At 54.2% G+C, this 15413-nt stretch carries 1 protein-coding gene; it reads left to right on the forward strand.

Annotated features, from left to right (window positions below):
* Positions 1-54 precede the first annotated feature (54 nt).
* A complete protein-coding gene (locus NH568_RS20780; RefSeq protein WP_253050527.1) occupies positions 55-15369 on the forward strand; it encodes a non-ribosomal peptide synthetase in 15315 nt (5104 codons plus the stop codon).
* Positions 15370-15413: the final 44 nt, after the last annotated feature.

Genomic DNA, 15413 nt, shown 5'->3' on the forward strand with positions numbered 1-15413 from the left:
CCGGGCGTGCCTTTGCAGTGTTTAAAATAACGAATAAAATAACAGGAAGTCCCAGTGAATACGCGTAATCAACAAACCAACCTGGTTATCGAGCTCTCACCTAGACAAGTTCATTTACTCCAAGATCAACAGCTGCATCCGCTAAGCCCAGTGTATAACGTGTACACGGGCTTTTTGGTTAAGGGCCTGACAAGCCAGCAATTGCAAGAGGCCGGACGCCAGCTGCTATTGCGCCACCCGCTCCTCAATTGTCGCTGGCAGGCAGGCAGCGACAACCTGGTGACCTGCACAGACGCTCATGAGCCTGGTGAACTATTCACCTACGATCCCGAGTTGAGTGAAGACCTGCGCGGCTGGTGCCGGGCGCAAGTAACTAGCGCCATCAGCCTGAAGGGCAAACTGTACGACTGCCGGATCAAAGCCTGTGAAGCGGGATATCTGGTGCTGTTTAAGCTTCATCATGTGATCTGTGATCAATGGTCCTTGCAGGTCTTGGTAAATGACTTCCTTGCGTCTTTAGAATCCTTGCTGGAGCATAAAGATGCGACTTTAGAGCCGCTTGATTATACCTCGGTCAGTGAACAAAGCACCGATGATGAGCCCCTGTACCAGCCTGATCACGCCCTGGACTTTAACGATACCGGACTACAACAGACACAAAATAAGTTCAGCGGATTAGGTGAGTTCGACACCCTCAACGATGAGTACACACGACTGGCTGAGTTGGCCGGCGAATATGGGGTAAGCCGCTTCTCCGTGCTACTGGCATGCTGGTTCCTGGCCTTATATCGCCACAGCGGTCAGACAGATCTGACTATCAGTATTCCGGTAGCTAGGCGCAGCCGTAAAAACCGCTATCATCTGGGCCATTTTGTCGACCTGCAACCTGTCAGTATCACCGCCATCGACAGCCTCAGTATTCAGGAGCTGCTGAGAAAGCTTGAGCAACAGACCATGACCGCATTACGCTCACCGGCGGCCGATCCGCAAGGGCACAAACACAATGTGATCTGTAACTACCTGCCACAGCTCAAGATCCGTGGCTTCCGCCCGGGTCTCATGGGATTGCTATCGGGCGTACAATCCACCCCGTTAAGCCTCGCAAACGGCCAGGCGCAGTGTCACGGGCTGTGCTTGAGTGACGCGCAAGACAGTGCCATTGCTCAGGTTGATCTGGAGCTGACTTTATTTGAAGTGAATGATGCACTGCACACTAAGCTGATTGGCCGGGCGAATTATTTCGATCAGCAGGAGCTGGCCCATCTGGCCGAATTGTTTAGTTGCGCCCTGACAACACTGACCCCAACCCAGCCACAAGCCATTGTGAACCATTTAACATCTGACAGGGGGTTTGTCTCTTTACCCGAACAGCCACACACGCATATTTTGCAACACCTCCACCAGCTGACACAGCAGCAAGGGACGTTGTGCGCAGCTGAAGATGAGCACACTGCACTGAGCTACGCTGAATTGATGCAGGCACTGGAACGGCGCGCCGCCCAGCTCAGCGAACAAGGTGTCTGCAAGGGCATGCAGGTTGCCGTCTGTCTCGACAAATCTCTCGACAGTCTGGTCACGATTTTAGCCCTGTGGCGCCTGGAGGCAGTGTCCTTACATTGCGACATTGCCTGGCCGAAAGAACGACTGCTGGCATGCCTGGATCAGCCAGGATTGAGCTTGCTGCTACTCAGCCAGGAAACCAATATGGATATGCCTTGTCGCACTTTGGTGCCCGCACAACTGAGCCCACCGCAACAGGCGCTAACCACATCAATAGAGGAACTGGATGCCACAGCTGCTGCCTATGTGATCTTCACTTCGGGCACCTCAGGTAAACCCAAAGGCGTACTGGTCAGCCATGCAGGACTGATGCCGCTGGCCCGCGCCCAGCAAACGTTATTCAATGTCTCCCCTGACGACAGGGTGTTACAGTTTGCTTCTTTGTCCTTTGATGCCGCTATTTCGGAAATCGTGGTAACGCTGGCTGCCGGTGCAACCCTGGTCATGGCCAAACAAGCCGACACCTTCTCTCATCAGACGCTGCTTGCACTGCTCAACGATCTGGCTATCACTTCAGTGACTTTGCCGCCGAGCCTGATCCAGCTACTACAGCCCGACCAGGTTCCGCAACTGAAAACCTTGATCAGCGCAGGTGAAGCCTGTCCGAAAAAACTGATCCAACTGTGGCCTCAGCATCTGAGGTTTGTTAATGCCTACGGCCCGACCGAATGTACCGTATGCGTGTCGGCCAAAGTCATCACCTCTGAGCAGCTGGCAAAGCCCGAAGTGTTACACAGCAATAACATTGGCCGGCCCATCGCGGGGATGCAGGTACAGATCCTCACACCCCAGGGCAGACAAGTACCCGATATGTGCTGGGGCGAGCTGTGTGTCAGCGCAGTGGGTCTGGCACTGGGGTATATTGGCCAGCCCGAAGCCACAGCCAACGTCTTTATTGAACAGCCGGATGAGCCCACCCTGCGCTACTACAGAACGGGTGACAAAGCTCGCTTGCTGCACAACGGTGAGCTGGAAATTGCCGGTCGTATTGATCAGCAGGTTAAAGTACGTGGTTTTCGCATTGAGCCCGAGGAAATCGCCCAGCATCTCACGCTCCACCCTCAGGTCAGGCAGTCGTGTATTCTGGCGCTGCAACAGTCCGGGAAAACTTACCTGCATGCCTGTTATGTGGCCGAGCCCGATTGCGAAATAAGCGCACAAACACTGCAATCTTATCTGGCTGAGCGACTACCCTATTACATGGTGCCGACCCGTTGGAGCGAGCGAGAGGTATTGCCACTCAATGTCAGCGGTAAAATTGATAAGCAACGCCTGAGCGAATCCGTACAGGCTGAGGTGTCTCAGCCACAGATTGCCGACAGAGCAGGAAGCGAGCAAGAGCAAACCATACAGGCAATCTGGCAGGCACTGCTGGGTCACCCCGTCGCACTTGATACCAATTTGTTTGAGCTCGGAGTTGACTCGCTGCAACTAAGCCAGGCGCATCGTCAGGCTTGTCAGGCACTCAATAGTGTAGCCGGCATTAAGGATTTTTATCAGGCCACCAGTATAGCTCAGCAAACCTCGCTGCTCCTGGCACAACCCGGCCAGCCCCAAACCAGCAGCTGGTCCGCGCCCACCACTGACACCCAGCGCTTTGCCCGGCCGTCACTCAGTGCCGAGCGCTTATGGTTTGTCGAGCAACACGAGGGCGCACAAGCCCGCTATAATATTCCCATTGCATTGCGCATTCAGGGCGCATTGGACAGCGACAAACTCACCGCCTGTCTGAACCAGGTTGCGGCTCGTCATGAGATCTTGCGTACCGCTTTTCGCATAGAAGAGGGTGAGTTAACCACCCATCTGGTTACCCCACCAAAACTGCAAGTCGAGCATTTGTGCGTAACTGAGTTCGATGATGAGGCCCAACGTCTGAAAGCTGCCGCTGATGTGTATCAGTCGCAATTACTGACGACCTGCTTCGATCTGTCTCAGCCACCACTATTACGCTGTGCGCTTATTGAGTTGGGCAACGAGGACCACGTGCTGGCGCTGGTGTTTCACCATATCGTTGCAGATGCCAGCTCTGGCGCCTTATTTTTGCGCGAACTCACCGAGCTGTGGCAGCAACCCGATCTGCAAACAACACACTGGCCGCAGGCAGGTCGTTACAGCGACTATGCCAGAATGCAGCACGCATGGCTGCAAAGTCCGGCCTGTGCAAGACAGCAAACCTTCTGGCACGACTACTTAAATGAAGCACAAGCACTGGCATTCCCTGTCGCTGGGGTGGTGGATGCAGGTGATAGGGCTGGCACAGTACGCCGCGAAATCCCGACCTCGCTGAGCACAGCCATGAAACAACTGGCAGTGCGCTTACAAGTGTCTGAAAACATGCTGTATCTGGCCAGTTTTCAGGTGCTTTTATGGCATTACAGCCGCCAGTCACGGTTTGTCATTGGCCTGCCTGCGTCGGAGCGCAAAGAAGCACAACAATATACGCTTGGTTTTTTCATTAATACCTTGCCGTTGCTGGCCGAAGTTGACCCGCAGCAAAGCTTCACTGCGCTGGCCGGGCAGGTAAAAGAGCACTGTCTGAGTGTACTGGAGCACGCCGATCTGCCCTATCATCATATCCTGCAAAGCAGCGAAGGCGCAGCGACCGGCGCTAAACGCGACCTGGTGCAGGTATTGTTTTCCTGGGTGCAGGCTCAGCCTGACATTCAGCTGCCCGGACTCGATATGGCACCGTTTGCTGTGGATGCTCAGCAAGCGAAATTCCCTCTGACTATGAATGTACTGGCCGGCAATGACCGGGTTGAGCTGTGCTTTGAGTACGCACTTAAAGCGATGGATTCAGTCTATGCCGACGACTTTATCGATAACTGGCTCACTCTGTGCGAAGATCTGGTGAAGGACAGCAGCAAGCGCGTAGACAAACTGAACTGCTTATCTGAACAAAAGCGCACCGAGATCCTGTACGAGCGCAATAACACAGAGGTTGCGCTGCCAAAGACCAAGAATATTTATACTTACTTCCGTGAACAGGTGCAGCTTCACGGTGAGCACACCGCATTAAGCTGCGACAAGCAAAGCCTGAATTATGACTCACTACAGCAGCAAGCAGAGCAGGTAGCACATCAGCTGCACCAGCAAGGCATAGTCGCAGGCGATAAAGTCGCGCTGTGTTATCAGCAGGGCAGCGAGGGACTTATCGCTATTTTGGCCACGGTACGCCTGGGTGCGGTGTATGTACCCGTTTCTGTGGATTATCCTCTGTCACGTATCAAACACCTGCTAAAAGCCAGTGACGCAAAAGTGTTACTGAGTGATGTGAATGAAGTGCTGGACGCTGAACTTGCCTGTCCGTGTCTGAATTTGAATGAGACCCCAACACCTGAAGACGTTACTTTGCCAGAGTGTGAGCGCACCTTAGCGGATCCGCTGTGTATATTATTTACCTCAGGGTCAACCGGTTTGCCAAAAGCAGTGCCTGTCTCTCATGGTGCCATACTGCGTACGGTTTGTAACAACAACTACACCGACCTGAGCTGTCAGTCGGTGATCTCGCAAATAGCAAATATCTCCTTTGATGCCGCCCTGTTTGAACTCTGGGGTGCCTGGCTACACGGTGGTGAACTGACCGTGGTGCCACGCGAAGCGGCACTCGCCCCGGATACGCTGCGCCAGTACATCAGTGCACGCGGGATCAGCCATATGTTCCTGACGACGGCTTTATTCCATGAATTGGCACGTCAATGCCCAGAGGTATTTGAGGGTCTGCAAACCCTGTTAACCGGAGGCCAGGCTGGTGACCTCAAACTGATGCACGCGGTGCTGGATGCCTGTCATCAACCACTACAGATAGTGAATGGCTACGGACCAACGGAATCAACCTTCTATGTCAGCAGCTATTGTCCGGCCAATCATGGCGACTTTACGGCAACCCGTTATCACACCGCCCATGCCCCCCTGGGTAAGGCACTGAATAATACGCGTTTGTACGTACTGGATGAGCAATTACAGGTCGTGGCTGACGGCAGCTGGGGCCAGCTGTATATTGCCGGTATGGGACTAACCTCAGGGTATCTAGACAGTGCGCAACTCAATGCCGAGAAGTTTACTGCACTGACGCTGCCAGTGGTCGGCACTGAACGTCTGTACGCCAGTGGCGACCGGGTGCGTTATCTGCCAGACGGTAATCTGGAATTTGGCGGCAGGCTGGACAATCAGCTCAAGATCCGTGGATTCCGGGTCGAACCGGCAGAAGTTGAGGCCTGTTTGCGTAATTGCCCGAACGTAGCCAATGCTGCGGTACGCGCGTTTAATGACCGTCAGGGCGAATTGTATCTGGCGGCTTATCTGGTCGCCGAACCCGACACTGACATCAACCTGTCACAGGTCACCGCAGAGCTGGCAGGTGAACTCCCGGCCTATGCGCAGCCAGGGGTCTATGAATGCCTTTCAGAGCTGCCGCTGACCGCCAATGGTAAGCTCGACTATCGGGCGCTGACAGAACCGCAAGTAAAGGCAAGCGACGATTCTGTTCTGCTTGACGAACGTCCGTTTGATGACTGGGAAAACATCGTAGTCTCTCACTGGCAGCAGCTACTGGGCGTGCCACAGGCCGACCGCAATAGCGACTTCTTTGCACTCGGCGGTCAGTCCATCCTGGCTATGCGGTTACTACATCAAATTAATCAGGCGCTCGAACTTTCGGTCCCGGTTGCAACCTTGTTTGCCAACCCTAAACTGGGTGACTTTTTAACCGCCATTGCCTCAGAGGCCACTCAGCAAAGCAACCAGGCGCTGTCAGTCCATTTTGATAGCCAAGACTGCTATCCTCTCAGTTATGCGCAGGAAAGATTATGGGTTATAAACCAACTGCAAAGCCAGGATCCGGGCTATAACATCCCCTTTGCTTTAGAAATCCACGGCAGCTTCGATAAAACCGCCTTCAGCGCCGCATTGAGCGACTTGGTCGTGCGTCACTGTAGCCTGCGTACTGTGTTTAAACGCCTGGCAGGTCGCCCGGTGCAGCAGGTGTTAAGCCCCTTTACAGTCGCCATTGAAGAGCAGGATTGCCGCACACACAGTGACGATGAGCTCACCCTGACACTGCGTCACCTGGCACGGACACCGTTTGATCTGAGCCAGCTTCCGCTGTTTCGGATCACCCTGCTAAATTGCGCCGAAGAACGTCAGATACTGTTGTTTAACTTTCACCATATTATTGCCGACGGCTGGTCAGTACGGATATTACAACAGGAACTGGCTGAGCTATATGAAAGCCATTGCGAGGCGACCCAGACGACGTTAGCCACTTTACCTCTGCAGGTGAAAGATCTTGCCTACTGGGAGCGCCATGACAGCAACCAAAGCGCGGTGAACGACGCCGTTTCATATTGGCAAACTTTAATCGGCAGCGAGCCAAAGCATTCTGTATTGCCCTACGACTATGAAGAGAGCGGCGAGAATCGTCATCAGGGAGAAATCTTCCGACTGAGCTTAGATAGCAAGCTCAGTGAGGCAATCCACACCTGCTGTAAGCAATACAGCACCACGCCTTACCAGTTCGGCCTGGCTGCCATGGCCTTGTTACTGAGGCGCTACAACAACAGTGACAAAGTCATTATTGGCACACCGTTCGCAAACCGTCAGGTACCACAAAGCCAGTCGCAGATAGGTTTTTTTGTCAACATGTTGCCCTTCGTAGTCGACCTGGATGAGGCAGACAATACCGCGCAACTGCTGGCACAGATCAGTCAGCGATTTACATCTGCCATACAATACCAGCACGCCCCCTTTGACCGTATTGTCGATGCGCTGGGCGTTGAACGTGTCGAGGGTGAAACCCCCTTAGTGCGAGTGGTATTCGACAGCCAGATGCACGGCATTGAAGCCAATACCGAGCAACAGGGCAGCGTGTTCAGAGCATTACCGCTGGACATGCATAGCGCTAAATTTGACGCCACCTTTACCCTGGTTGAAGATGAACAGGGACTGGGGCTGGCCATTGAATACAACACACAACGCTTTGAGCGCGACACCATAGCACGCTTTGGCGCCAATCTGCAGGGCGTCATGACTCAGCTGCTGGAGCATAGCGCACTGGCCGAGGTATCTGTGGTGGCGCCTCAGGAGCAGGCGCAGATTGCCCGGTTCAGCGCGGCGCAAACCCGTTACCCGGTGACCGACTTGGCGACTGCTTTTGAACAGACAGCGGCGCGTTTTGGTGACCGCATTGCCGTCAATTATGAGGGCGAAGCATTGAGCTATCGCGAACTCAACCTGCGTGCTGAGCAAGTGTCTGCGTCTTTACTGGCATTGAATATTTCTGCCGGGGACTTTGTTGCCATTAATGTTGAGCGCTCACTGGATTTAATCGCCTCCATCATCGCGGTGCTTAAATTAGGTGCGGCCTATATCCCGCTCGATACCCATGTACCGCAAGACAGGATCGCCACCATACTGGAGGACGTCAGTGTCGCCGCCTTTATTGTTGATCAGACACCCAGCGAGATAGTCGCCGCCAGTGGTGCGCCCTGGCTGGCACTGAATGAGCTGCAAAAAGGTGAAGCCGCTGACTATGATCGGGCAGAGATACTGGCGCGGCGTGACTCCGAACTACCCTGTTATGTGATCTTTACTTCTGGCTCAACCGGACGCCCCAAAGGCGTGGTGGTCAACCATAGGAACGTGGTACGCCTGCTCAAGTCCAATGAACAAAATTATCACTTCAGCGAGCAGGATGTGTTCAGCCTGTTCCACTCCTACGGATTTGATGTATCGGTCTGGGAAATGTGGGGAGCGCTGTTATATGGTGGCCGCATTGCCCTGGTGCCACAATGGGTATGTCGTGCACCAGAGCAGTTTGACCGCTTTATTCACGATCAGCAGGTCACTATATTAAGCCAGACACCCACGGCGTTCCTGGCGCTGATGCGCGCGCACCTGAGTCATAATCAGTTCCGGTATGACGCACTTCGCTATGTGATTTTTGCCGGTGAAAAGCTGGATATCATGCAGCTACAACCGTGGTTTGAGCGTTACCCCGAGCGACAGCACCGCCTGATCAATATGTATGGCATCACAGAAACCACGGTGCATAACACTTACCGGGAGATCACAGCCGCAGACTTAACCTCAGGCGTGGGCAATGTGATCGGTCGTCAATTCGATGACCTGTCTATCTGGGTACTGAACGAACAAGGTGAACCGCAACCGCTTGGCGTATATGGTGAAATGTTTGTTGGTGGTGACGGCGTTACGCTGGGCTATCTACACCGGCCAGAGCTTAACGCAGAGCGTTTTGTGACGAAACAGCTGGATGGTCGCGAACAACGCCTTTACCGTAGTGGCGACGTTGCCAAATGGCACCCCAGTGGCGAGCTGGTCTATCGCGGACGTAAAGACAATCAGGTGAAGATCCGGGGTTTTCGAATCGAGCTGGGTGAGATTGAGGCGGCGTTTTCCGCTTTGCCACAGGTCGAAGCCTGTGAAGCTATGGTATGGCAACGAGATGAAGGCGACCCCTGCATTGTTGCCTGCCTGAAAATGGCAGCTACCGTCGATGCCAATATCGACGAAGCGGCTTTTAAGGCTAAGGTACAGGGCCGCTTACCTGCTTATATGATCCCAGCGTATTTGCATGCGGTGAATGACTTCCCGCTCACCAGTAACGGCAAAGCCGACAAAAAAGCCCTGCTACAACAGTTGCAGGACAAACTGGCGCGTCCGGCACCGAATACCATGGCGGTTCACCATAGCAAAGCAGTACCTGATGCCCTCAGTCCGCTGAGAACTATCTGGGCCAGAGTGCTAAAGCGCAACGACTTCAGTGACACAGACAACTTTTTCACACTCGGTGGTGATTCAATCTCGGCGCTGGAAGTGGTTGCCGCAGCTGCCAAACAGGGCATTAAACTCACTGCCAAACAATTTATGAGCAACCCAACACTGGCGGCTCTGGCGCCTTTAAGCGATCAGCTGGCCACAGCTCACAACTCAGTGGTACAAAATTATGGGCAGGTGCCGCTGACACCAATCCAGCAGTGGTTTTTTGCCCAGCAATTTACCACCCCCGCTGGCTGGGACCAAAGTGCCATCTTTGCGCTGGATTTGAGTATCGGGCAAAGCGAGTTGAATGCCGCGGTGGCCAGACTGGCTGAGGTTTACGACCTGTTCCATACCCGCTTTAGTGAGCAACAGGGTCAGCAAATGCAGTGGCTGTATGACAAGCAGCAAAACCACGCGCCGCTCTATCAGGTAATTGATGCTGAGCTACACTGGCAGGATGAAGAAACCCGGACTCAGGTATTGCATGAATTTGCTAATCAGGTGCACCAAATGGTCGACCCCTGGCAAGGTTGTAACCTGGTCTTTGCCCGCATCTGTGCAACGCACAATGAACAACCGCAACAATACCTGCTGGTGGCGTGTCACCACTTATTAATTGACGGTGTTTCATGGCGTCTGCTGATGAAAGATCTGGCAGATGCACTGGCAAACCCAGACACCAAACTAACCGCTCCACAATCCGGTTACCGGCAATGGGCGGAGCACCTGGTCGAGCAGGCTCAAAAGCCGGAAGTCGTCAGTGAGATCAACACCTACTGGTTGTCACCCAAATGGCAACTCAGCGGGGTCGATGAGGCCTTGCAAAGCGACTATGAAGAGAACCTGTATGGTGATGCCACCACCGTGAAACACACCCTGAGCAGCGCAGCAACTCAGGCACTGTATAAAGCATGTCAGCGCATGCGGTGTACACTGGAGGAATACCTGATTGCCCGGCTGTATCAGTCACTGACCGGACTGTTGGACACAGACGCGTTGGTTCTGGACTTAGAAAGCCATGGCCGCCACAGTTATGACGATCAGCTGGATGTTTCGGCCACAGCTGGTTGGTTTACCAGCATTTATCCGGTTCTGCTTCAGGGTAAAGCGCAGCAAACGGATCTGGTCGGCTGTATCAAAGAGCAGCTACGCGCCGTGCCTGAGCAGGGGTTAAGCTACAATCTGGCGCGCTACTTAAGTTTTGATTCGGCCCTGCGCGAGCAATTAAGTGCGCTGCCAAAAGCCTGGCTAAGCTTTAATTTCCTCGGTGATTTTAGCGCCGAGGATACGCCAGACGCGCTGCTGAGTGCACCGTTACACCACCTGCCGCTGGGTGACAACGCGGCACCGGAAAATAACCGTCCTTATTTACTGGAAGTGATTTTCTGGCTTGATCAGGGACAGCTACACAGCCGCTTAATCGTAAACCCGGATTTGCTGGCGGGTCCTTTGAATTCACTGGCAAATACTCTGTGGCAGACATTAGAAACACTGCAAAGCAGCGATGACACGCACCTGTGGCCGAGCGACTTCTCTGCCAACCGACTCAACCAGGAAGCCATGGGTGAACTGACACAGGCCCTGACCGAGCAGCAACTGACACTGAATAACGTCGACGATGTTTATCCGCTGACGCCAGTGCAGCAAGGTATTGCGTTTGATACTCTGGCTGATCCGGGCAAGGGCGTGTACATTTGCCAGCTTTACTGGACCTTTACCGAGACGCTGGATGAGGAAGCCTTTGTTGGTGCGTGGCAAACTCTGATAGACCACAACCCGATTTTGCGTACCAGCTTCCACTTTTTATCCTCAGGCGAGCACGCTCAGGTGGTCCATACACAAATGGCCCCACCGCTAGAGCACCTCGATCTCACCGGCTCAGTGCAACAGGCTGAACAAATAGATCTGGCACTCACGAACAGCCGCTACCAGGAATTCAACCTGGCACAGCCAGGGCAATTTCGCCTGCAACTGATCCGCCTCAGCGAGCAACGTACCCTGTTTTGCTGGACCTATCACCATATCATCCTCGATGGCTGGTCTCAGGCCAATCTGTTGCAACAGCTGTCTGCGGCATTAAAGCCGGGCACCCAAATGCGCTCCCTGACGCCTTATCGCGAGTATGTTGATTTGGTTGCCGGACGAGATCAACAGGCTCAGCAGCAGTTCTGGCAAACCTATTTAGCAGCCTTGCCTGAGCAGCGTAAATTATTGCTGGCGCCACCTACACCAGATGAAACGCAAAGTTTCGATATGCTGAGCGAGACGCTGAGCGATGAGCAGTTTACCAGGTTGCGTGAGCATGCAGAGCAACAAGGCACCACATTAAACAACCTGGTACAGGCTGCCTGGGCACTGACTCTCAGCGCAGTATGTCATAGCAATCAGGTGGTCTTTGGGATAACGGTTTCTGGCCGTCCCACCGACATGACCGGCATATTGGATATGACAGGCCTGTTTATCAATACCCTGCCTATGATAGTGGACTGTCAGCCTCGACAAACGGGTAGCGAACTGGTTCAGCAGATCAGCGACTGCCAAAGCGCCCTGATGAGCTGGCAATTCAGCTCTGCTCAGGAGATCAAAAAATGGGCACAGATTGACGCCGAAGACGACTTGTACGAGAGCATACTGGTGTTTGAAAACTACCCGGTTGACGAAGACATGATGCGCGGTGATGGTTTGGCTATCTGTGATTTACACGCGAGAGAAAATACCGCCTTTGGCCTGACCCTGAGCGTTTGCCCGGGCGATACGCTCAGCCTGAACCTGGGTTATAAAACCGCCAGGTACAACCGTGCAGGGATCCAGACATTGCTCGACAGCCTGTGTGCCAACCTGAACCGACTGACTGAAGACGTACACCAGCCGCTGCAACTGTCTGAAACGGCATTAGTCTGTACTGCCCCCATGCACGCTGCACAAAACACCACCCTACTGGATGAGTTCAGCCAGCAGGTTTCGCTCAGAGCGCAGGCAACGGCCCTGACCGATGGCACACAGGACGTTAGCTTTGCTGAGCTGGAAGCCAATGCAAAAGCGCTGGCACACGGCCTGATTGCACAGGGTTGCTGCCCGGGCGATGCCGTAGTTCTGGCGCTGCCACGTTCGGTGGACTTAATACGCGCACTGCTGGCCATCTGGTATGCCGGTGGTGTCTATGTGCCTGTAGACCCGGGCTTCCCGGCAGAGCGTATCGAGTACATTGCCAATAAGGTCAAGGCTAAAATCCTGATCTGTGAGGAATCCTTACTGGACAGCTGCCAGGCACTCACCGTGCCACAGTGCTGCATCGACACGCCTCAGGCCCTTGCCAGCACAATTCACCCGGCGTGCGAGTTACCCGGGCCCAGTGCGCTGGCCTATGTGCTCTTTACTTCGGGGTCAACGGGTCAGCCTAAAGGGGTTGAGATCAGCCACCAGGCGCTGGCTGAGCATATTCGCTGGCATGTCAGTGAATTTGACTTGCAGCCTCAGGATAGCTGTTTGTTGATCACACCTGTGGTGTTCGACGCCTCAATCAATGCCCTGTTGCCCTTTATGGCCTGTGGCAGCAGTTTGTATCTGGCCCCGGCCGACGTGCACAATGAACCGGACCGACTCATAGCCCTGCTCAGAGATAACCATATCAGTCAGTTGCACCTGGTCCCCAGTATGCTGGACATTTTGTTGCAACAGCCCGAGTTTGCCACCCTGGATAGCCTGAGGTATGTCAAAGCAGGCGGTGAGGCTCTGAAAGCGTCAACCGTCACAGCATTTTATCAGGCCCTGCCCGGCAGCGAGTTAATTAACCTGTATGGCCCGACCGAATGTTGTGTCGACAGTCTGTTCTGGCGCGCGCCGCGAACCTTTGGCCCTGAACAGGCAGTCAAAATAGGCAACCCGGCCGGTCCAATCGCCGCCGTGGTGGTCGATCACAACCTCAACCCGGTTCCCGATGGCGTGACTGGCGAGCTGCTGCTCAGCGGGCTCAAGCTGGCACAGGGCTACTGCAACGACAGCGAGTTAACCCGCCGCGCCTTTGTTACCCTGAACGGCCAGCGCTACTATCGCAGTGGTGATTTGGTCTGGCGGGAGCAACAGGGCGAATACCTGTATGCAGGACGCCGCGACCATCAGGTGAAGCTGAACGGGGTGCGTCTGGAGCCTGAAGAGATTGAAAACCAGCTGGCAACTCTGGCTGGCGTAAAAGAGCTGTGTGTGGCAGTCAAACCACTGGCCACACAAAACAACAAGCCCGTGCTGGTCGCCTACTGGGTGGCGCGCAAAGACACAGATGATGATCTGCAAAGCGCACTCAGAGCCCATGCAGAGGCCCTTTTACCGCAAACCCACAGACCTGGCGTATATCAGCAGCTCACAGCGCTGCCGCGCCTGCCAAGTCTTAAGGTAGACCGTAAGAAGCTGCCCGAGCTCAACCTGATAAAAACAGGTCAAGCACAGCGCGTCGCACCGCAAAGTGAGGCAGAACACGCACTGGTAGTGGCATTGGCCGAGTTACTGAGCCTGGAAACAACGCAAATTTCGCTTACCGATAACTACTTCTCTTTGGGTGGCGATTCACTGATTGCCATTCAGCTCGGTGCCCGTCTGAAACGCGACGGCTGGCGCCTGCAGGTGAAGGATCTGCTGGCGCAGCAAACCCTGAGCCAGGTGGCGGCCTGCTGTACGGCGCTCACCGGCTGTGAACAGGCGCCGGTTGAAGCCCGCCTGTCTGGCCCGCTGGTGCCTATTCAGGCACGTTTCTTCGAGCAAGAATTTGCCGAGCAACACCACTGGAATCAGGCTTTTGCCTTCACTTTACTGCAGCCTCAGTCGCCAGATTTTATTGCTGAGGTAGTTACCCAGCTGGACAAGCACCATGAGATCTTCCGTTTACGCTTTGACCGTCAGGAAGGACAATGGCAACAGAGGATAGACCAGACAAGCACAGGTCTGGTGCTTGAGTATCATGATTTAAGCCAGCATAACGACAACCTGATGGCAGAGCATCTCCAGCTCATTGCCGGAGATGCTCAGGCCAGCCTGGATCTGCAACTGGGGCCGATCAGCAAGGTCTTATTATTCGATTGTGGCCAGCACCGACCTCAAAAGCTGGTGTTTATTATGCACCACCTGGCGATCGATATGATGGGCTGGCGCGCCATTTTTGAGGACCTGTATCAGCTGATTGAAAGTGCCGAGCCGCAAGCCGAGACATTGCTGCCCACGACCTTGTCGTACATTGAATGGGGCCATCACCTGGCAGAACATGCCGGTGTGTACCGAGATGAGCTGAATTACTGGCGCAGCCTGCCTTTCGACAAAGTGCCGGCCCTGCCTCAGGACTTTGCTGTGCAGGACAACACCGAAGCGTGTGCCGAAGTGGTTTCAGTTGCACTGGATGAAACCCGCACCGATACATTATTGCGGACCATTCCACAGGCGTTTTCAACCCAGATCAATGCACTGTTACTGACTGCTTTGCATCGGGTAATGGCCCAGTGGCATGGCGCCGACCACCTTGCCGTGAGCCTTGAAGGTCACGGACGGGATGAACTGCCCGGCGTGGACAGTGTCGACATCAGCCGCACTCTGGGTTGGTTTACTAAAATCTACCCAGTGGTATTGCAGCTTGACCAGCATGCGGATCTGGTGAGCAGCCTGCAAAGCATTCAGTCGCAGCTGGACGCAGTGCCAAACAAAGGGATGGGCTACGGGGTACTGAAATACGCCAGTGATCAGGCTGAGCAGCTGCAACACTTGCCTAAGCCGCAGATAGAGTTTAACTATCTTGGTCAGTTTGTCAGTCAGGGCAATGCATCGCCCAAGATGGTGATAAGCGATGACGCCATCGGGCCGTTACACAGCCCGAAAGCCCACCGCTCTGCCTTGCTGGGGATCGACTGTTTTGTGAACCAGGGACAGATCAGCTTCCACTGGTCTTTCAGTCATGCCATTCATCGTCGGGAGACCATTGAAGGGCTGGCACACGCTTATGTCAAAGTACTGCATGAGCTATGTCAGTTGGCAGAAGCTGAACTGACATAAACCCTGCATCAGCAATACGCGAGATAAAAACAGGGCGCCCGTGA

Source organism: Pseudoalteromonas sp. XMcav2-N, from assembly GCF_024124545.1.
GTDB lineage: Bacteria > Pseudomonadota > Gammaproteobacteria > Enterobacterales > Alteromonadaceae > Pseudoalteromonas.